The following is a 19,875-nucleotide window of genomic DNA, read 5'->3' as shown; positions in this document are numbered from 1 at the left end:
AGCCAATTAAGACCGGCTTTAGCTAACCATCACACCGCTAACGTTAAGCTTAACGGCGTGATGGTGAGTCTATTAGTTACTTACACGACGGTAGGAACGATACTGTGGCTGCCAAAAATTTTGTTCAATTTTTTGCTGTAGCACGTTATCGTCTATCTCTAGCGCTAAACCCTGCTGGATCGCCACTTTGGCAACCGCAAAAGCAATCTTCTTACTTAACTCTGCCAGTGCGGTGAAATTTGGTAATAACCCACCCTGCCCCGTATTCGCCAGCGGTGAGTTCGCCGCTAAGGTTTCGCTGGCCGCTCGTAGCATGTCATCACTGATCAAACGGGCTTTTACAGCCAGCACGCCTAAACCGATACCAGGGAAAATATAGCTGTTATTACATTGGGTGATCAGATGTTGCTTACCCTGATAAGTCACGGGGGCAAAAGGACTCCCCGTAGCAATAATCACGTCACCGTCAGTCCAATTAATCACTTGCTCTGGCGTGGCTTCGACCTGACGTGACGGATTACTCAATGGGAAAATAATCGGAGTGTCACAGCCTTTTTTCATGGCGCGGATCACTTGCTCGGTAAATAAGCCCGCTTGGCCAGACACCCCAATCAGGATAGTGGGCTGTGCACAGTTCATCACATCCAATAAGCTTGGGTAATCACCACTGAAGCTCCAATCACTGATCGCCTCGCTGCGTTGTACTAAGGCTTGTTGAAAATCACGTAAATCGGGCATCGATTCGGTTAATAAACCAAAACGGTCGACCATGTAAATCTGGCTACGCGCTTGTTGCTCCGTTGCACCTTCTGCGACCATTTGGCTGATAATTTGTTCTGCAATACCACAACCCGCAGAGCCCGCACCAACAAACACCACCTTTTGCTGATGCAACGCCACGTCTTTAGAGCGGCAAGCGGCAAGTAAGGTACCCACGGTAACGGCTGCCGTACCTTGAATATCATCATTAAAACAACATACCTGCTCACGGTAGCGCTGCAAAATCGGCATGGCATTAGGCTGAGCAAAATCTTCAAATTGAATAATCGCATCAGGCCAACGCCGATTAACGGCAGTAATAAATAAATCAATAAATTCGTTATACTGTTCTTGCGCAACCCGTTTTTGCCGCAGGCCCATGTACATCGGATCATTTAACAGCTTTTCGTTATTGGTCCCGACATCCAGCATCACCGGTAACGTATAAGCCGGGCTAATCCCACCACAAGCGGTATACAGCGAGAGCTTACCGATGGAAATACCCATGCCGCCGATACCTTGGTCACCTAAACCTAGCACCCGCTCACCATCCGTTACGACGATAACTTTAACTTTCGCTTTAGTGGCATTGCGCAGCACATCGTCCAGATTGTAGCGATCGTCATAACTGATAAATAAGCCGCGCGAACTGCGATAAATATCAGAAAATTGCTCACAGGCATCACCGACTGTGGGGGTATAGATAATGGGCAACATTTCTTCTAAATGCTGCTGCACTAAACGATAAAACAAGGTTTCATTGTTATCTTGGATCGCCCGCAAATAAATGTGTTTGTTGATGGCATCATCAAAACTGCGATACTGCAAATAACAACGACTGACCTGCTCTTCAATCGTTTCATAACGTGGTGGCAGTAAACCGGTTAAATTAAAGGTTGAGCGCTCTTCTCGGGTAAAAGCACTGCCTTTGTTTAATAATGGCGTTTCAAGTAATGCTGAGCCTGCGTAGCCTGTGTAAAGAGGACGCTTGTTTGATGGTGTTACAGACATGATTTAATCCGAAAATGACCACTGCCACCTGTCGATGGCAGTAAATTGATTTAATAAATGGTGCTGATCCTAGGGTTTAAAATGGACAACACGAACAAGCCTTCGGTATTACAAAAATCGATCGCTTTAATCAAATCCGCCTGCGCCAGTTGCAGTACTTCTAATAAGTACGGATCGACCAGCGTTTGCATATTATAAAGCTCAGGGTGCTGATTAGCTAAGGCTAAACGTACAGCAAGATGCACTACAAGCACATCTAGTGATCGTGCTTCATAATGGGTATTATTTTGCAGAGCAAGTGGCTCTACGATTGAATCGGGCAGCTGCCACATATTCAGTAATTCTGCACCGCAAGCGGCATAGCTAAAGCCAAGCAGTTTTTGTTGTAGTTGCCAGGGTTTCATTTCATCGGTGTATTCTTGACAAGCTGCAGCCACTTCAGCGTTTTGCTGCACGACAACTAACTCACCAATATTATGTAATAAACCAGAAACATAAGAGCGATCGGGATGTTTTAAGCCAATACGCTGTGCTAAATATTTAGCAATTAATGCCGCATTAACGCTTTGTTCCCAAAAACGTTCGGTGTCAATCGCTTGCGTGTTCAATTTGCTACAGGCGGTACTAATACCAATACTAAGGATCAAGTTATAAACTTGGGTTTTACCCAATACCAATAAGGCTTTGTTGATGGTTTCAACTTGGTAAGGCAGACGATAAACCGCACTATTGGCCAGTTTTAGAATTTTTGAAGTTAATACCGGATCAAGCAGAATGACATCGGCAATATCATCAAGATTTGCGGTGTCTGAATCCATAAGCTCCTTAACCCGGAAATAACTATCCGGTAAAGAAAACAGCTCTTGCACATTTTGCGCATACTGTAACGCATTCATTCGACCTTCTCCGTTTTACCCTACACTTAGACACTACATACCCTACACTAAGGTAAGTTTAAGTGTTACTCCAAGTTTTGATTTTACAAGGTTTTAGCTAAAATACTTAGGAATTTTAGCGCAGAAAGGCAAAAAGAGTGATAAAAACCGCCAACTGTGTATGTTTTACCCACAGTTAGCGGCGAAAAGCTTAACCATAAATCTCAAATAAACCGGCATTAATCCATTGATGCGTGACAATTGACGCGGCATAACCAAGAGCAATAACCGGCGCCCACTTTAAATGCCCAGAAAAGGTATAGTAACCTCGGGCTTGGCCCATTAAGGCGACACCTGCCGCAGAGCCCACCGACAGTAAACTACCGCCGACTCCTGCGGTTAAGGTAATTAATAGCCATTGACCGTGTGACATCTCAGGTTGCATGGTCAGTACCGCAAACATCACCGGAATGTTATCGATCACGGCCGAGATCACGCCCAAGGCAATATTGGCATTTGTCGCGCCCCATTGGGTATACAGAATATCAGACATCAAGCCGAGATAACCTAAAAAGCCCAAGCCACCCACACACATCACGACACCGTAAAAAAACAATAAGGTATCCCACTCAGCGCGTTGTACCCGACTGAACACATCAAACGGCACTACGCCGCCTAAACGTTTTAAGCGTTCCACATCGCCGGTACGTTCGGCCATTGCTCTTTTGCGCGCCAATGAACCCGGTAATGTTTGGCGTAAAAAGTAGCCAAAAAATTGTAAATAACCCAAGCCCATCATCATGCCCAGTACCGGGGGTAAATGCAGGAAGGTGTGACAACTCACTGCGGTGGCAATGGTGATGAGAAATAAACTCACGATACGCAGTGCACCGCGCTTTAATTCCACTTCTTCTAATAACGCACTGGGTTGACGTTTTTCGACAAAGAAACTCATCACTAAGGCCGGGACTAAGAAATTGACTAAGGATGGGATAAATAGTGCAAAGAATTCTTGAAAATGTAATAAACCAGCTTGCCACACCATCAGCGTAGTGATGTCACCAAACGGACTAAAAGCGCCCCCAGCGTTAGCGGCGACCACAATATTGACGCAGCATAAATTGATAAACTTTTTATCGCCTTCGGCCACTTTCATCACCACAGCACACATCAGCAAAGCAGTGGTCAGGTTATCGGCTACCGGTGAGATAAAGAAGGATAAAAAGCCGGTGATCCAGAACAGGTTTTGATAACTGAAGCCCTTTTTTATCATCCAAGAACGTAACGCATCAAATAAACGCCGCTCTTCCATTGCATTGATGTAGGTCATCGCCACTAATAAAAATAGCATTAACTCAGCAAATTCGAGCAAATTATGCCGAAATGCCACCTGCGTGACTTCGGGTTGCCCTTGCTGAATATAAACCCAACCAATTAACATCCAAATCAAACCGGCCGCGACTAATACGGGCTTGGATTTGCGCATATGCAGTTTTTCTTCGCCCATCACCAGTGCATAAGCGATAACGAAAATACCGATACACACATAGCCAACCATCGATTGTGTCAGTTCTAGGTGCCCAGCTGCTGCCGCAAAGGCTGAAGGGGTAAGTAATAACAGCAGGGTACAGCAGAAAACAGAAAGGATCTTTTGCATGCATAAACCTATTCGGGTTGAGTTTTCAAACAGATCCATGTTGGATCAGCCAATTTCAGTTAATAAAGTATTGCACTTCTGGATGGCCAGAATGCCAGATGAATTAGCGGATTTCCACGACAAATTGCAAAATTAGACCAAAGTTTACTTTTTAGACATAAAAAAAGGAGCCGCAGGCTCCTTTAATTACAGGTGAAGATGGGCAGATTAAGCCACTAAGCTACGTAACATCCACGCATTTTTTTCATGTACTGTCATACGCTGCGTCAGCAGATCCAGCGTCACTTCATCTGAAGCGCCGTCTGCCACAGGCACAATAGAGCGAGCAGTCTTGGCAATCGCTTCTTGGCCTTTGACTAAGTCTTTGATCATCTCTTCCGCTGTTGGAATACCGTCTGCCTCTTTTAAACTGGTTAAACCGGCATAAGCTTTATAAGAGCCTGGCGCAAATTCACCTAAAGCCCGGATCCGCTCGGCGATATCATCTACGGCAATCGCTAACTCGGTGTACTGGGTTTCAAATAATGTATGCAGGGTTTGAAACATGGGACCCGTAACATTCCAATGATAATTATGTGTTTTCAGATACAGCGTATAAGTATCTGCCAGTAATACCGATAAACCATGAGCAATGGCTTTACGCTGTTCTTCTTCAATACCTATATTGATCTTCATTTTCTCTCCTGGGTTTAACTGTTAATGCACAAAAAATTTTAGCCTATTAACAGTGACATGGAGGCAAAATAAATGAGATCAAGGGCTGGCATAACAAAATCAGCTTATGCCAGCCGTTAAAACGTTATTGTAAGGCGAGTTGTTGCGCCAGATACTCTTCGTAACTACCGGCAAAGTTACTCATCCCTTTGTCGGTGATTTCGATAATACGGCTGGCTAACGAAGAAACAAACTCACGGTCATGACTGACAAACAACAAGGTCCCTTTGTAATGCTCTAAGGCTAAGTTAAGTGACTCGATCGACTCCATATCTAAGTGGTTAGTCGGTTCATCCATCACCAGAATGTTCGGTCTTAATAACATCAGTTTACCGAAAAACATGCGGCCTTGCTCACCACCCGATAACACTTTTACGGACTTTTTGATGTCATCTTGTGAGAATAATAAACGGCCTAAAACACCACGAATCGCTTGCTCGTCATCTGAGGGTTGTTTCCATTGGCTCATCCAATCGAACAACGTCATGTCAGTTGCAAATTCATGCGCATGATCTTGCGCATAGTAACCAATACAGACGTTTTCAGACCATTTAACCGTACCGCTATCCAGTTTGAGATCACCCACTAAACACTTTAACAGGGTTGATTTACCGATACCGTTCGGGCCGAGGATGGCGACCTTTTCACCGACTTCGATGGTCATTTTTAACTTGCGTAATAGTTGTAATTCACCAAAGCTTTTGCTTAAGTCTTCCACTTCTAACGCTAAACGATACAGTTGTTTTTGCTGTTCAAAACGAATAAACGGATTAACACGACTAGAAGCTTTTACTTCTTCTAACTGAATTTTATCAATTTGTTTAGCGCGACTGGTGGCTTGTCGTGCTTTTGACGCATTGGCAGAAAAGCGGCTGACGAACGTTTGGAGTTCGGCAATTTGCGCTTTTTTCTTGGCATTATCCGATAACAAACGCTCACGTGTTTGCGTGGCGGCCGTCATGTATTCATCATAGTTGCCCGGGAATACGCGTAACTCGCCGTAGTCTAAATCAGCCATATGCGTACAGACGCTGTTTAAGAAGTGTCTATCGTGCGAGATGATGACCATGGTGGAATTACGTTCAGCCAACACGTTCTCTAACCAACGGATCGTATTAATATCCAAGTTGTTGGTAGGTTCGTCTAGTAACATGATATCGGGATCAGCAAACAACACTTGGGCCAATAACACACGTAATTTGAAGCCTGGCGCGACTGACGACATCAAACCATAATGCTGTTCAATCGGGATCCCCACGCCTAATAATAATTCACTGGCCCGCGATTCAGCAGAGTAGCCATCCATCTCACCAAAAGCGACTTCCAGATCGGCGACTTTCATGCCATCTTCTTCAGTCATTTCAGGCTCGGCATAAATACGATCGCGTTCTGACTTCACCGACCATAGCTCTGCATGCCCCATGATCACCGTATCAATAACGGTGTACTTTTCAAAAGCGAATTGATCTTGATGCAGTTTTGCTACGCGAAAGTTAGGCTCTACAAAAACATTACCCGCGCTAGGTTCAAGCTCGCGACTTAAAATCTTCATGAATGTCGACTTGCCGCAGCCGTTCGCGCCGATCAAACCATAACGATTGCCATCGCCAAATTTAATCGAAATATTTTCAAACAACGGCTTAGCGCCGAACTGCATGGTAATGTTATTGGTTGAAATCACAGAAAAGGGTCCGTTACAGGGTTAATACAGCTAAAAATGGTGCGGTACTATACGCGTTTTGTCGGTAAAACTCAAAAGCACTGTGCTTTTAAATGTGCTTAAAACAACAAACCGGCCTAAGCCGGTTTGTTGTTACCTTATTTTGCCTCGGCGACGGCTTTAGCCGTTAGCGCGGTAATGGTCGCCCAGTCTTTAGCATCGACTGCGCTATCAGGTACTATCCATGAACCGCCAACACAACTTACATTCGGTAGTGCCAGGTAATCATTATAGTTTTTCTCGTTAATACCACCAGTAGGACAAAAACGAATATCGGCGAAAGGACCATAAATTGATTTTAAGTTCTTCACGCCCCCGGCAGCTTCTGCAGGGAAAAATTTAAAGTGGGTATAGCCTAATACGGTGCCTTGCATTAACTCTGAAATGGTGGCAATGCCGGGGATCAGCGGAATACTGGATTCTTTGGCGGCAATTAACAAGTTTTCGGTTAACCCTGGGCTGATTGCAAATTTTGCACCTGCTGCAATGACTTGGGCTAATTGTTCTGCAGTGGTCACCGTACCGGCACCAACAACGGCCTCTGGCACTTCTTCAGCTAAACGTTTAATGGCCGCTAAGGCTTGAGGAGTGCGCAATGTCACTTCTAACACCTTAATACCACCGGCAATTAATGCTTTGGCTAACGGAACAGCGTCATTAATATCTTTAATAACGATTACTGGAACTACAGGACCCATAGCAAACAACACCGATGGTTGTAGTTGCCAATTAGAAAATGCCATAAATTAACCCGCCAATGTTTGTTTTAGATAAACCGCGGCACCCAATAAACCAGGTTGCTCGGCTGTAACAATGAAAACCGGTATTTGCCGGTTGAAGCCACTAAAGCGCCCTTTTGCATCAAATCGTTGACGAAATTCGCTGCGACCTAACAAGGGTAGAAGTTTCGGTACAATGCCTCCGGCTACGTATACGCCACCAAAAGTACTGAGCGTTAATGCCAAATTACCGGCAATGCTGCCAAGACTGGCATAAAACTGTTCAACTGTTGCCACGGCTAACGCTGAGCTGGCGCTGAGCGCTTGCTGGCCAATTTCACCGGCAGTTAAAGCGGGCGTGTCGATTTTTTGATAAGCCGCTAGCGCGCGATAGATGGCTTCTAAACCAGGGCCAGATAACAGGCGCTCTGGTGAAACATGACCATGTTCAGCAGCTAATTGTTGATAAATAAACCACTCTTGTTCAGTTTGTGGCGCCCAATCAACATGGCCGCCTTCACCCGGTAAAGGTATATACTTTTGGCCAAAAGGCACTAAATGCGCCACGCCTAAGCCCGTTCCGGCACCCAGCACGGCCATAGGCTGTGCTGGCTTAGCGGCTTCACCACCAATCTGAATTTTTTGATCGTCAGCTAACGCCGGTAATGACATGGCAACAGCGGTAAAGTCGTTCATTAACAGCAGCGTATCTAACCCCAAGCCGGCTTGCATGGCCTTAATCGAAAACTGCCAATGAAAGTTCGTCATCCGAACTTCATCACCGTTAATGGGGCAAGCAATACCAATGGCAACATCTTTTAACGCAGTTAATCCTTGCTGCTGCTGATAGTGCGATAATGCATCGGCCAAGGTTGCAAAATCTGCACAAGGATAAACTGCGACTTTATCCAGCGCTAAGGTATCTAATGCAACCCGGCTAAAACGGGCATTTGTGCCACCAATATCGGCGACGATGGCAAATTTACGAGTGTCAGCCATGCAGGTGTTCCTCCGTAATAAATAAGCTGCATGCACCCTGCTCAGCTCCAGTGAGTTGCTGACGCATGGCACCAAACATTTCACGGCCCATGCCGTATAAATTCGGGGCCATGTCTGCTACTGCAACCGGTCTTGCGGCGAATTCTTTGGCATCGACCAACACTTCTAACTTGCCACTTTCGCCATCCACTAACAGCATATCGCCCGTATTAATGCGGGCAATATTACCCCCATCTAACGCTTCTGGTGTGACGTGGATGGCTGCCGGCACTTTTCCTGACGCGCCTGACATTCGACCATCCGTCACCAAAGCCACTTTAAAACCTTTATCTTGTAACACCCCTAACGGTGGCGTTAACTTGTGCAGCTCTGGCATACCACAGGCTTTTGGACCTTGGAAACGCACCACAACAACACAGTCTTTATCTAATTCACCGGCTTTAAACGCCGCGTCTAATTCATGTTGGCTGTGGAAAACGACTGCTGGCGCTTTAACAATTTCGGTGCCTGGACGCAGTGAAGAGGTTTTCATCACGCTGCGACCGACATTGCCCGATAAAACTTGTAAACCACCATGAGCTTTAAAGGGTTTATCGACTGAGGTTAAAACATCATCATCAGATGATTGCTCTGGACCATCCACCCAAACTAATTTGCCGTCTTGTAATACCGGAACTTGGGTATAACGACGTAGCCCTGGGCCCGCAATCGTTTGCACATCTTCGTGTAATAAGCCGGCATCTAATAAAGTGCGCATCAAGTACGCCATACCACCAGCATATTGGAAATGGTTAATATCTGCTTGGCCGTTCGGGTAAATGCGTGTTAACAACGGCGTCGCATCTGACAGCTCAGCAAAATCATCCCAATTCACAATAAAACCGGCTGAACGCGCTACCGCAATCAGGTGCATGGTGTGGTTAGTTGAACCACCCGTGGCCAACAAACCCACGATACCGTTAACAATAGCTTTTGCATCAACCAATTTACCGATGGGTAAATAGTCATTACCTAGCTCTGTTAAACGCGTTACTTGACGTGCTGCCGCCTTGGTTAATTCATCACGTAACGGGGTATTGGGGTTAACAAAAGACGAGCCGGGTAAATGTAGGCCCATCATTTCCACCACTAATTGGTTAGAATTGGCCGTACCGTAGAAAGTACAGGTACCCGCAGAGTGATAAGACGCGGCTTCTGCTTCTAATAACTCTTCTTTACCTACTTTACCTTCAGCATAAAGCTGACGTACGCGCGCTTTTTCTTTATTTGGGATCCCTGATGGCATCGGGCCGGCAGGAACAAACACAAAAGGTAAATGACCAAAACTCAACGCCGCCATTAATAAACCCGGTACGATTTTATCGCAGATCCCGAGCATTAAGCCGCCATCAAACATATTGTGTGATAAACCTACTGCGGCAGACATCGCAATAATGTCGCGGCTAAGTAAACTTAATTCCATGCCAGGTTGGCCTTGGGTGACACCGTCACACATGGCAGGAACACCGCCAGCAAACTGGGCAACACTGCCGATCTCATTAACGGCTTTTTTAATGATGTCTGGATACGTTTGATAAGGTTGATGCGCCGACAACATATCGTTATAAGACGAGATAATGCCAATATTAGCTTTAGTTAGACTGCGTAAATCCGCTTTATCGCTGGCACTACAGGCGGCAAAACCGTGTGCTAAGTTACCGCAACTCAAGACACCACGGTGTGGGCCCTGTTGACGGGCTTGCTCTAACCGTTCTAAATAAATAGCACGACTTTTACTGCTGCGGGCGATAATACGATCGGTAACTTTCTGAATCACTGGATTCATAACTAAAACCTCTATTGCGGTGCGTACATCACATCAATGCTGATGGATGGATGCTGTAAGAATGCTCGAATGGGCATTTCCATTGGATCGGTGTCGGCTAATGCTTGTTGTAAAACCGGATATTTGTTTTCACCCACTAAATGCAGAAAAATATGCCGACTGTCTAACAAACGTGCTTTGCTTAAACTGATCCGTTGATAAGGGGCACTGGTGGGCTCTGTGGCAAGAACCGCCGGTGCCTCATCAGCTAAACCTGCCGCCAGCTGTTGGCTGCACGGAAACAAAGATGCCGTATGACCATCTTCACCCATGCCTAAAATAACGGCATCAAACGTCGGCAAAGCCGCAACACGGGGCAAAATTTGCGGTACGGCAGCAAACGCATCCGCGGCTTCGGCATATAAACTAATAAAGTGTGCGTTAGCCGCATGCTGTTGTAACAAATTGGCCTTAACCAGCCGCTCGTTGCTATGCTCAGCACTGGTGGGTAAATAACGATCATCGGCCAGTAAAATGGTCACTTTATCCCAAGCTAGCTCAGTATTGGCCAAAGTGCTAAATAACGCTAATGGCGTACGGCCACCCGAAACAACCAGTGTCGCTTGGCCACGTTCGGCAATCGCCGTGCTGAGAATAGTCAGTAATTGCTGGGCAAAGGCTTGGTTTAAAGCGTTGCTATCTGTAAACGTTTGTAAATTCATGCTTATTCGTCCCAATTGCGATCGTCACGTGCCATCATAGAGATAGACGAAACGGGGCCCCAAGTACCTGCCTGATAGGCCTTCGGTGGCTCATTGGTGTTTTTCCAAGCGTTGATAATACCGTCAACCCATTGCCAAGCTTGCTCAACCTCATCACGACGAACGAACAAGTACTGGTTACCCAGCATCGCTTCAAGTAACAAACGCTCGTAAGCATCCGCAATACGCTGTGATTTAAAAGTTTCATCGAAACTTAAATCTAGCTTACTTTGTTGTAAACGCATGCTCTCACCAAGACCTGGGATCTTATTCATTACCTGAATTTCGACACCTTCATCTGGCTGTAAACGAATAATTAATTTGTTGGCCGGTAAATCGCGGTAAGTGGCTTTGAAAATATTGTGCGGTTGTGGCTTGAAGCAAATCACCACTTCGCTGTGTTTCTTCGGCATGCGCTTGCCCGTTCTTAAATAAAACGGCACACCTGCCCAACGCCAGTTATCAATATCCACCCGGATCGATACAAAAGTTTCGGTTTTACTGTTCGGCCTAGCGCCCTCTTCCTCTAAATAACCGGGTGCGGCTTGGCCCGCCGCAAAACCCGCCGAATACTGACCACGTACGGTTTTTTCTTGTACGTTACTGTCATCGATACGCCGTAAGGCTTTTAATACTTTTAATTTTTCATCTCGAATGCTGTCTGCATCTAGGCGTGCAGGCGGCTCCATGGCAATCAGTGACAACACTTGTAATAAGTGGTTTTGCACCATATCGCGCATTTGACCAGCATCATCGTAGTAGCTCCAGCGGCCTTCAACGCCGACTTCTTCAGCCACGGTGATCTGCACATGGTCAATGGCATTGTGATCCCAGTTAGACGCAAAAATGGCATTAGCAAAACGCAGGGCTAATAAGTTAAGTACCGTTTCTTTACCTAAGTAATGATCGATACGATAAATTTGGCACTCTTTAAAATGCTCAGCCACTTGATCGTTAATCACGTAAGACGATTGCAAATCGTGACCAATCGGTTTTTCAAGCACCACTCGCGATGGCTCTGCGGCTAAACCTGCTTCCGCTAAACCACGACACAAATCGCCAAATAATGAAGGAGGTGTAGCGAAATAACTCACGGGTACACGTTTGGTGATATCCACCACCTCAGCCAACTTTACATAGTCGGCCGTTTCTTTTAAATCGATAGAAACATAATGCAGCTTTTTAGATAAGGTCGCCCAAACGGTTTCATCTAAGGTTTCTTTTTTTAAGAAGCGCGTCAGGTTGCTTTTAACCAGTTCAATATAGGCAGCGTTATCTAAATCATCACGCGCTACCCCAATAATACGGGAGTCTGCGGCTAATAAACCGGCTTTCTCAAGTTGATATAATGCGGGCAACAATTTTCTGCGAGCAAGATCGCCCTTGGTGCCAAATAGAATAAGATCACATGCCTGGTATTGCTTGGAGGTTGTCATAACTCAGCCTTAAAAGATGTAATTTTACAACACTTACCCCATACTAACGGAGAGAATGTCGCTTGTAAACGCCAGATAATGTAATTTAATTACAGAACTGTTCAAAATTTAACTAAAGTAGTATTATAGTGCAGGTTTTATCCTATTCCTCAGGTTTTGTGGTAAATTTAATACTGTTTTGTCGGCACAAATGAAATAAAACAGTATAACCGACAGATCATTAAACTTAAAAAAACTCACCTCGACCTTACGAGGAATGATAAGTGCAGGTAGCAGCGAATGAACGTACTTGAAAAAATTATTAATAGCGTCAATAACTTCAGTAAATCTGAACGCAAAGTTGCAGACGTTATTCTGGCGAATCCTCAAACCACTATTCATAGTAGCATTGCTTCTTTAGCAAAGTTAGCGGATGTAAGTGAGCCCACCGTTAATCGCTTTTGCCGTCGACTCGATACCAAAGGTTTTCCTGATTTTAAACTACACCTGGCGCAAAGTCTTGCTAATGGTACGCCTTATGTGAACCGGCATGTCGAAGAAGAAGATGGCCCAGAGGCTTACACCGCCAAAATTTTTGAATCGACCATGGCTGCACTGGATACTGCACGGCAACGTGTCGATATTAGCGCCATTAACCGCGCGGTCGATGTCTTAACCCAAGCCAAGAAAATTTCATTTTTTGGCTTGGGGGCTTCTGCCTCGGTAGCCCATGATGCACAAAACAAATTTTTTCGCTTTAACGTCCCGGTGGTGTGCTTTGATGACATCGTCATGCAACGTATGTCGGCAATTAACAGCTGTGATGGTGAAGTGGTCGTGTGTATTAGCCACACGGGTAGAACGAAAAACCTGTGTGATATCGCAGCGATAGCGCGTGAAAACGATGCAACTGTTATTGGTATTACGGCTTATGACAGCCCGTTAGCTAAGGAATGTACCTTGGTGCTTTCTCTCGATGTACCCGAAGATACCGACATGTATATGCCAATGGCTTCGCGGGTCGCGCAACTGGTATTAATTGATATTTTAGCGACCGGCTTTACCCTAAGACGTGGCAGTAAGTTTCGAGAAAACTTAAAGAAAGTCAAAGATAGTTTGCGTGGTTCACGCTTTGATAAAAAAGATCAAATCAGCTAAGCGTTGAAATATGATCGTTTTTGTAATTTTAATTCAGTTTTCTGCTAGGTTATGTAATAAAATTACATTAGACTAAGTAGTAAGCTATTCACAGCTTCAACAGCAGGAGTTATCGATGCTCAGAAGAACTAAAATCGTCGCCACCCTCGGCCCCGCAACTAATACGCAAGCTATCCTAGAGAAATTGATCAGCGCTGGTGCCAGCGTTTTTCGTTTAAACTTTTCTCACGGAACGGCAGAAGATCACAAGCAACGTGCTGAGATGGTCCGAGCTGCCGCGGCTAAGTTAGGCGCCAATGTCGCCATCTTAGGCGATCTACAAGGCCCTAAAATTCGGGTTTCAACCTTTAAAGATGGCGCCATTATGCTAGAAGAAGGTCAAACCTTCGTGCTAGATGCCACTTTAGGTAAAGGTGAAGGCGATAACACGCAAGTGGGTATCGATTACAAGCAACTGCCACAAGATGTCGTTGCCGGCGACTTACTGCTGTTAGATGATGGCCGTATTGTATTAAAAGTAAATGACGTGCAAGGCGAGCGCGTGATCACTGAAGTCACTATCGGTGGTAAATTAAGTAACAATAAAGGGATCAACCGCCAAGGTGGTGGTTTAACCGCCCCTGCCCTGACTGAAAAAGACAAACGCGACATTATTACTGCCGCTGAAATTGATGTTGATTACCTTGCCGTCTCTTTCCCGCGTTCTGGTGATGATTTACGTTATGCTCGTGAACTTGCCGTGGCTGCAGGCTCTGAAGCCCGCATTATGGCGAAAGTAGAACGTGCTGAAGCCGTTGCCGATGATGAAACCCTCGATGATATTATTCGTGCTTCTGACGCCGTGATGGTAGCACGTGGCGATCTGGGTGTTGAGATAGGCGATGCTGAACTGGTTGGCCAACAAAAACGTATTATCGCGCGTTCACGCCAATTAAATCGCATTGTGATCACCGCAACGCAAATGATGGAAAGCATGATCGAAAGCCCGATGCCAACGCGTGCAGAAGTGATGGACGTGGCCAATGCTGTGTTAGATGGTACTGATGGTGTCATGTTGTCTGCTGAAACTGCTGCAGGTAAATATCCCATTGAAACCGTAAAAGCCATGGCGCGTGTTTGTATTGGTGCTGAAAAACACCCATCAGTGCAAAGTTCTAAGCATCGGATGAACCTGAACTTCACAGAAGTCAGTGAAACTATCGCATTGTCTGCTATGTATGCGGCAAACCATTTACCGGGTATTAAAGCCATTATTGCGTTAACTGAATCAGGCTATACTGCGAAGTTGATGTCTCGTATCACCTCACCACAGCCAATTTATGCGCTATCGCGCCATACCAAAACCCTGAACAAAATGGCTATGTATCGTGGTGTTTATCCCGTGCATTTTGACAGCACCGAAGTGGAAGCCTTGTCTTTAGCGGATGAAGCCATCAAGGTGATCAGAGAGAAAGCCGGTTTAAAATCAGGTGACTTAGTCATTATGACGCACGGCGATGTGATGTTACAGGTTGGCGCGTCTAATACCTGCCGCATTGTTACCGTTAAATAAGCTTTTATATGATAAGCAAAGGCCCTGCAATGCAGGGCCTTTTTGTTTAGCGTGTTTGAATATTAGGGTAGTTGTCTTGTGTTAAAACACATCGCGTTGTAGTTTTCGCACTCGGCGTGCTTCGCGATATTGCACGAACTGCGGTGCTAAAGCCGTTAACGCAGAGCCCATCACCACTAAGATAGCGCCTAACCAAGACCAAATATTCAGTTGCTGTGGCACCAACAACGTCGGCCAAATTGCCGCGACCACATTGGCACTTAAAATGGTAATTAACGGCGTAATCGCCAGTACCGCACTGACCTTCGAGGCTTCCCAATGGTGTAAGGCTTCGGCAAAAGCACCATAAGCTACCACCGTGTTTAAACAACAAAACAGCAGCAATGACCATTGCAGTACACTTAATTGCCCCAGTGGCGTGAAGTCTGACACCGGAATAAAAGCAATACTACCGGCAAAGTAAATCAGATACATAATTTGCTTAGAGCTGTAACTGACTAACAATTGTTTTTGCGCCAACGCATAGGCGGCCCAGGTAATGGCCGCAAAAATGACCAGGATCACACCAAGCGTTTCATTGCTGGCCTGCACAATTAAACTTAGCAGACGCTCGTTAAAAAATAACAACAAGCCACTGACCAACAACATGGCACCAACGCGTTGCCAGAGCAACAAACGCTCTTTAAAAATAATAATACCGCCAAGCATCATTAAAAATGGCGCTAATTGTATTAAGGTTTGCGCGGTTTCTGCGGTTAAGTTATTCAGACCAGATAAATATAAAATGTAGTTAAGCAGCAAGCCAACCACGGCAATGGCCATTAAGATAAAAATTTTGCGCTGTTTCATTAACGCCAAAGACGGCAACTTACCTCTTAGACCAAGCCAAACCCCTACCATCAAAGCAGCAAACAAAAAACGAATAGCAGTAATGGTATTGGTGGTAAATACCTCCAATAGCACTTTTAATGCGATGGGTAATACCCCCCACAGCACGGCGGTGGTTAAGGCGAGTAAGAAACCGATCAAGGTTTTACCGGTAATTTGATGCATGCCGCAGGTTTTCCTAAACAAAATAACGAATCAACAAGAAGGGGTTATATTGTCGCTTAAAACTCGGCCTACTGTCGCGGTGTTTCTATCAAATTGCGATAAATCAAAGTAAATTAGAGATCTGTCGTTATAATCAAGGCTTATGGCAAAGGAGAATAATTATATGGCTACCATTAAGCGGATCGCATTACTGACCTCAGGCGGAGATGCGCCGGGAATGAACGCGGCCATTCGAGCCGTGGTGCTAACGGCGGCGGCATGTCGTATCGAAGTGATCGGCTTTGAGCACGGCTACATCGGTTTATTAGAGCAAGAATACCGCACCTTACTACCGCAGCATGTGCATAATATTATTCAACGCGGTGGCACCATATTAAAAAGTGCACGTTGCCCTGCTCTGCAAACGCCAGAAGGCCCCAAACTGGCCGCCGATAACCTACAGCAATTGAATATCGATGCCTTAATTGTGATTGGTGGCGATGGTAGTTTTCGAGGTGCCTTGGAAATTGCTCGGTATTATGATGGGCAAATTATTGGCGTGCCCGGCACCATTGATAATGATGTTGATGGCACCACCAACACCATTGGTTATGCCACAGCCATTGATACGGCTCTTGATGCGATTGATAAAATTCGCGATACGGCCGATGCCTTTGAGCGTATTTTTCTGGTGGAACTGATGGGGCGTCACAGCGGATATATCAGTTTAGCGGCAGGAATTGCCGGCGGTGCCGAGCAAATTATTTGCCCTGAGTTTAGTCAGATCACTCCCACAGATTTACGTCAAATCACCACGCCAATACAGCATGCCCAACTGTTAATGGGCAAAGCCAGTTATATTATTGTGGTGGCTGAAAACAGTTACCCTGGCGGCACCACCGCGCTAGCTGAAGCATTAACCAAAGCGATTGGTATTGAATGTCGCGCCTGTATTTTGGGGCATATTCAACGTGGCGGCAGCCCAGTTGGCGCAGATCGCATCTTAGCCACTAAACTGGGTGCTTATGCGGTGGAAGCCTTACAACAAGGGGCGCATTTACAAATGGCCGGAGAAGTACACGGTGAGGTAACCCTGTACCCACTGGCTAAAACCGGCGATCGCACTAAGGCGATTGATCCTTACTTAGTGCGCTGGCAACAGCAAGTGGGCAGTTATTAAAGGGGCAGTTAATGGCTAAACACTTGTTTTACACGGTCTTTGTAACTGCGGCTGACCTTAACCGCTTGGCCATTAGTTAACAGTAATTGATGTTCGCCATTGCTGAGCATTTGCAGTTTAGCAATGGTTTGTACATTGACAATAGCCGAACGATGCACCCGCACAAATTGCCGTGGATCTAATTCGCTCTCTAATTCTTTCATGGTACGGCGTAAAATATGGGTTTGGCCGTCGCGAGTATGAATACACATATAATCGCCCGCAGCATCCACCCAATCGATTTCGGCTACCGGTACTCGGGTGATCTCACCACTGTCTTTAATACTGATCGCTTCAGGGAAACGACTGTTCACCACGGGCTCGGCTTTATCTAACCGCTCTAAGATGTGATTGGCTTGATCACCGGTTAAACGCGCCACCGCCGCCGCCAGCTGATCTTTATGTTTTAGATTGTCAGAGGCCCCATGATAAGTAATTACCTTGTCTACCGCCGCTTTCAGCCGATCCGCTTCAACAGGCTTTAACACATAATCTAATGCATTCACTTCAAAAGCATTAAAGGCATATTGATCATAAGCCGTCACAAAGACGATATAAGGCAATTTAATTTCTTGCGCCTGTAATTGCTTTAACACAGCAAAACCGTCCATGCCTGGCATTTCGACATCTAAAAACACCAAATCGGGTGACAGCTCAATAATGGCTTTTAAAGCATCAGGCCCATTCGCACATTCTGCAATCACCTTCAATTCAGGAAATGCAGCTAATCGAACTAACATACCTCTGCGCGCTAAGGGTTCGTCATCCACTACGATTACATTAAGCATGTTCAATATCCGTCTTCTCTAGTTGTAATGGAATTCTGATATTCACTTTTACACCTTGCGGTTGATTATGAGTTAATACCAAAGCAAAATCATTGTCGTACAACGCAGCCAGTCTTTCTCGTGTATTCACTAGCCCAACGCCACTGTCCGTGTTGTCAGAAGCTTTAACTAAGCCATCAACTAACGGCATACCTGGGCCATTGTCGGCCACCTCAAGCAATAGATCATGCCCAAAGCGTTTGGCTTTGATGGTGATCTCTCCCCCATCAACTTGACTTGCCACCGCATACTTAATGGCGTTTTCAATTAATGGCTGCAAAATTAAACTGGGCACTAAAGCTTTTTCGGTGCCAGGCTCTAAATCGATCACTATTGCTAGTCGTTCTGAGAATCGCACCTTTTCAATTTCTAAGTACAACCTCGCCGCATAGATCTCTTGTTCAAGCATGACCTTATTAATTGGGTCTTTATACAGCGAATAGCGTAAGAAATCACTTAAACGGCTGACCATCTTATTGGCAGTATCGTTATCGTTAATTAATACTAAGGTTGAGATGGCATTCAGTGTATTAAACAAAAAATGGGGGTTTAGCTGATACCGTAGCATTTTTAACTGCGCTTCATGCGCTTTATTCATTGCCGTTAGCAGTTTTTGTTTTTCTAATTGTAAAGTTTGATAGTACTTAATACCAAAATACAAGCCACTCCAACTAAGCATAACGTAAAAGGCCACGGGCGTATCACGGATGTATAAAAACCAGTCGGCTGGGCGGTAGCCATGTCGATAGATCTCCCAATAGTTAAAATTGCGGATCACCGTCCAAACTAACGCCGTTAATAATGCTGCTGCCAAAATAACCAGCACCATTTTCCACGGTTCCCAGAACCAGACTTTACGATAAAGATAGCGCAGCGGTATGGTTAATAACCAACCAACATAGGCATCGAGGCTAATCACGATCAGAAAAGCATCTCGGGTGTCTAACATCAGAGAGCTGAGATAATTGACTATAGCGAAACCGAGCCAGCCGAGGGAATGCAGGATCCAGAATTGTCGGTTTCTATCTTCGAAAAGTTTATTCAATGTTGACGCCGGTTTCTACCATAACAGAGAGGCATTATAACGATAGCTGCGCACAATGCCTCGGCTACCTGCCGTATACAACCAGACATTAATCGCAACTTTGGCCATAAAACCGCGCACACATCACAAACTAAATTAATAGCGAATGCGAAAACGTTGCAAAATGAAACCGAGTAACCAGGCAGGACCAATCAACAGAAAGACCAGATCTTGAAAGAATGACGGTTTTTTACCCTCAATTTTGTGGCCAATAAATTGTAAGATCCACATTAATACAAACACTGCAGCGGCAATTTGCCAAATGGCAAACAGGCTTTGTTGCTCCAATGCTCTTAGCACTGTCACCACGGCAGCGGTAAAGATGGTCATGCCAAGGCCTAAACTAAAAGCGAGTAAAAAGTAAAAAAGTAACGCGGGCATCACCAGTAACAAAGCCCAATTAATGCCCTGCTCTGCCAAGCCTGAAAATGGCATAGGGATCTGCCATAGCAAACCCAACACCGACGCGTAAATAAGCGGCACCGCTACCCAATGGATGGCTTTATTAACCGGGTTTTGATGACTAACGGCGTATTCACTAAACCACTCTGTTGCTGACTTCATGTGGC

The 19,875-nt window shown here is 45.4% G+C and carries 18 protein-coding genes; 4 read left to right on the top strand and 14 right to left on the bottom strand.

Annotated elements, in window-relative coordinates:
• Positions 1–72 precede the first annotated feature (72 nt).
• The 3 genes from L1N97_RS09540 to nhaD all read right to left on the bottom strand — a co-directional run bounded on the left by L1N97_RS09540 (position 73) and on the right by nhaD (position 4,302).
• Positions 73–1,770 carry an NAD-dependent malic enzyme gene (locus tag L1N97_RS09540; protein ID WP_236129623.1) on the bottom strand — a complete coding sequence of 566 codons (1,698 nt, stop codon included), beginning with the start codon at positions 1,768–1,770 and terminating at the stop codon, positions 73–75.
• Between the two features lie 50 nt (positions 1,771–1,820).
• Positions 1,821–2,666, bottom strand: coding sequence for an HDOD domain-containing protein (locus L1N97_RS09535; RefSeq protein ID WP_229585661.1), 846 nt, complete (start codon positions 2,664–2,666; stop codon positions 1,821–1,823).
• A 190-nt stretch (positions 2,667–2,856) separates the two neighbouring features.
• Positions 2,857–4,302, bottom strand: a complete 1,446-nt coding sequence (gene nhaD, locus L1N97_RS09530; RefSeq protein WP_236129622.1) for a sodium:proton antiporter NhaD — start codon at positions 4,300–4,302, stop codon at positions 2,857–2,859.
• Between nhaD and L1N97_RS09525 the strand changes: the two genes are divergently transcribed.
• Positions 4,301–4,438, top strand: a complete 138-nt coding sequence (locus tag L1N97_RS09525; RefSeq protein WP_236129621.1) for a hypothetical protein — start codon at positions 4,301–4,303, stop codon at positions 4,436–4,438. The genes nhaD and L1N97_RS09525 overlap by 2 nt on opposite strands.
• 71 nt (positions 4,439–4,509) lie before the next feature.
• Here L1N97_RS09525 and L1N97_RS09520 read toward each other — a convergent pair whose 3' ends face one another.
• From L1N97_RS09520 to zwf, 7 genes are all read right to left on the bottom strand, one after another.
• Complete coding sequence (locus L1N97_RS09520) at positions 4,510–4,977, bottom strand: Dps family protein (RefSeq protein WP_226752215.1); 468 nt, start codon at positions 4,975–4,977, stop codon at positions 4,510–4,512.
• 124 nt (positions 4,978–5,101) lie between these two features.
• Positions 5,102–6,697 (bottom strand): ABC-F family ATPase, encoded by a 1,596-nt coding sequence (locus L1N97_RS09515; protein ID WP_236129620.1) that lies wholly within the window; start codon positions 6,695–6,697, stop codon positions 5,102–5,104.
• Between the two features lie 137 nt (positions 6,698–6,834).
• Positions 6,835–7,479 carry a bifunctional 4-hydroxy-2-oxoglutarate aldolase/2-dehydro-3-deoxy-phosphogluconate aldolase gene (locus L1N97_RS09510; protein WP_236129619.1) on the bottom strand — a complete coding sequence of 215 codons (645 nt, stop codon included), beginning with the start codon at positions 7,477–7,479 and terminating at the stop codon, positions 6,835–6,837.
• A gap of 3 nt (positions 7,480–7,482) precedes the next feature.
• Positions 7,483–8,454: a glucokinase gene (locus tag L1N97_RS09505; RefSeq protein WP_236129618.1), complete on the bottom strand. Its 972-nt coding sequence runs from the start codon at positions 8,452–8,454 to the stop codon at positions 7,483–7,485.
• A complete protein-coding gene (edd, locus tag L1N97_RS09500) occupies positions 8,447–10,279 on the bottom strand; it encodes a phosphogluconate dehydratase (RefSeq protein WP_236129617.1) in 1,833 nt (610 codons plus the stop codon). The genes L1N97_RS09505 and edd overlap by 8 nt, the downstream gene beginning before the upstream one ends.
• 11 nt (positions 10,280–10,290) lie before the next feature.
• On the bottom strand, positions 10,291–10,980 hold the full coding sequence (gene pgl, locus L1N97_RS09495) for a 6-phosphogluconolactonase (RefSeq protein ID WP_236129616.1): 690 nt from the start codon (positions 10,978–10,980) through the stop codon (positions 10,291–10,293).
• 2 nt (positions 10,981–10,982) lie between these two features.
• Entirely contained in the window at positions 10,983–12,455 is a 1,473-nt protein-coding gene (gene zwf / locus L1N97_RS09490) for a glucose-6-phosphate dehydrogenase (RefSeq protein WP_236129615.1), read from the bottom strand.
• Between the two features lie 279 nt (positions 12,456–12,734).
• Between zwf and L1N97_RS09485 the strand changes: the two genes are divergently transcribed.
• A complete protein-coding gene (locus tag L1N97_RS09485) occupies positions 12,735–13,592 on the top strand; it encodes a MurR/RpiR family transcriptional regulator (protein ID WP_226752208.1) in 858 nt (285 codons plus the stop codon).
• A 115-nt stretch (positions 13,593–13,707) separates the two neighbouring features.
• A complete protein-coding gene (gene pyk, locus L1N97_RS09480; protein WP_229585668.1) occupies positions 13,708–15,144 on the top strand; it encodes a pyruvate kinase in 1,437 nt (478 codons plus the stop codon).
• An 81-nt stretch (positions 15,145–15,225) separates the two neighbouring features.
• On the opposite strand, the gene L1N97_RS09475 is transcribed toward pyk, so the two are convergent.
• Entirely contained in the window at positions 15,226–16,197 is a 972-nt protein-coding gene (locus tag L1N97_RS09475) for a DMT family transporter (RefSeq protein WP_236129614.1), read from the bottom strand.
• A gap of 163 nt (positions 16,198–16,360) precedes the next feature.
• Between L1N97_RS09475 and L1N97_RS09470 the strand changes: the two genes are divergently transcribed.
• Positions 16,361–17,356, top strand: a complete 996-nt coding sequence (locus L1N97_RS09470) for a 6-phosphofructokinase (protein WP_229585670.1) — start codon at positions 16,361–16,363, stop codon at positions 17,354–17,356.
• 8 nt (positions 17,357–17,364) lie between these two features.
• Here L1N97_RS09470 and L1N97_RS09465 read toward each other — a convergent pair whose 3' ends face one another.
• From L1N97_RS09465 to L1N97_RS09455, 3 genes are all read right to left on the bottom strand, one after another.
• On the bottom strand, positions 17,365–18,183 hold the full coding sequence (locus L1N97_RS09465; RefSeq protein ID WP_229585671.1) for a LytR/AlgR family response regulator transcription factor: 819 nt from the start codon (positions 18,181–18,183) through the stop codon (positions 17,365–17,367).
• Positions 18,176–19,171: a sensor histidine kinase gene (locus L1N97_RS09460; RefSeq protein WP_236129613.1), complete on the bottom strand. Its 996-nt coding sequence runs from the start codon at positions 19,169–19,171 to the stop codon at positions 18,176–18,178. Before L1N97_RS09460 ends, L1N97_RS09465 begins: the two co-directional genes overlap by 8 nt.
• Positions 19,172–19,402: 231 nt before the next feature.
• Positions 19,403–19,870: an Mpo1 family 2-hydroxy fatty acid dioxygenase gene (locus tag L1N97_RS09455; protein WP_236129612.1), complete on the bottom strand. Its 468-nt coding sequence runs from the start codon at positions 19,868–19,870 to the stop codon at positions 19,403–19,405.
• Between the last annotated feature and the right edge of the window lie 5 nt (positions 19,871–19,875).

Source organism: Rheinheimera sp. UJ63 (genome assembly GCF_021568285.1).
In the GTDB taxonomy this organism is placed as follows: Bacteria; Pseudomonadota; Gammaproteobacteria; order Enterobacterales; family Alteromonadaceae; genus Alishewanella; species Alishewanella maricola.
Note: the sequence above shows the minus strand (reverse complement) of the source record. Positions and strands in the feature narration are given on the sequence as shown.

Excerpts from the sequence above, each read along its gene's own strand:
- L1N97_RS09540 (WP_236129623.1), bottom strand. The coding sequence starts at position 1,770 with ATGTCTGTAACACCATCAAACAAGCGTCCTCTTTACACAGGCTACGCA.
- L1N97_RS09535 (WP_229585661.1), bottom strand. The coding sequence starts at position 2,666 with ATGAATGCGTTACAGTATGCGCAAAATGTGCAAGAGCTGTTTTCTTTA.
- L1N97_RS09525 (WP_236129621.1), top strand. The coding sequence starts at position 4,301 with ATGCATAAACCTATTCGGGTTGAGTTTTCAAACAGATCCATGTTGGAT.
- nhaD (WP_236129622.1), bottom strand. The coding sequence starts at position 4,302 with ATGCAAAAGATCCTTTCTGTTTTCTGCTGTACCCTGCTGTTATTACTT.
- L1N97_RS09520 (WP_226752215.1), bottom strand. The coding sequence starts at position 4,977 with ATGAAGATCAATATAGGTATTGAAGAAGAACAGCGTAAAGCCATTGCT.
- L1N97_RS09510 (WP_236129619.1), bottom strand. The coding sequence starts at position 7,479 with ATGGCATTTTCTAATTGGCAACTACAACCATCGGTGTTGTTTGCTATG.
- L1N97_RS09505 (WP_236129618.1), bottom strand. The coding sequence starts at position 8,454 with ATGGCTGACACTCGTAAATTTGCCATCGTCGCCGATATTGGTGGCACA.
- edd (WP_236129617.1), bottom strand. The coding sequence starts at position 10,279 with ATGAATCCAGTGATTCAGAAAGTTACCGATCGTATTATCGCCCGCAGC.
- pgl (WP_236129616.1), bottom strand. The coding sequence starts at position 10,980 with ATGAATTTACAAACGTTTACAGATAGCAACGCTTTAAACCAAGCCTTT.
- zwf (WP_236129615.1), bottom strand. The coding sequence starts at position 12,455 with ATGACAACCTCCAAGCAATACCAGGCATGTGATCTTATTCTATTTGGC.
- L1N97_RS09485 (WP_226752208.1), top strand. The coding sequence starts at position 12,735 with ATGAACGTACTTGAAAAAATTATTAATAGCGTCAATAACTTCAGTAAA.
- pyk (WP_229585668.1), top strand. The coding sequence starts at position 13,708 with ATGCTCAGAAGAACTAAAATCGTCGCCACCCTCGGCCCCGCAACTAAT.
- L1N97_RS09475 (WP_236129614.1), bottom strand. The coding sequence starts at position 16,197 with ATGCATCAAATTACCGGTAAAACCTTGATCGGTTTCTTACTCGCCTTA.
- L1N97_RS09470 (WP_229585670.1), top strand. The coding sequence starts at position 16,361 with ATGGCTACCATTAAGCGGATCGCATTACTGACCTCAGGCGGAGATGCG.
- L1N97_RS09465 (WP_229585671.1), bottom strand. The coding sequence starts at position 18,183 with ATGCTTAATGTAATCGTAGTGGATGACGAACCCTTAGCGCGCAGAGGT.
- L1N97_RS09460 (WP_236129613.1), bottom strand. The coding sequence starts at position 19,171 with ATGTTAGACACCCGAGATGCTTTTCTGATCGTGATTAGCCTCGATGCC.
- L1N97_RS09455 (WP_236129612.1), bottom strand. The coding sequence starts at position 19,870 with ATGAAGTCAGCAACAGAGTGGTTTAGTGAATACGCCGTTAGTCATCAA.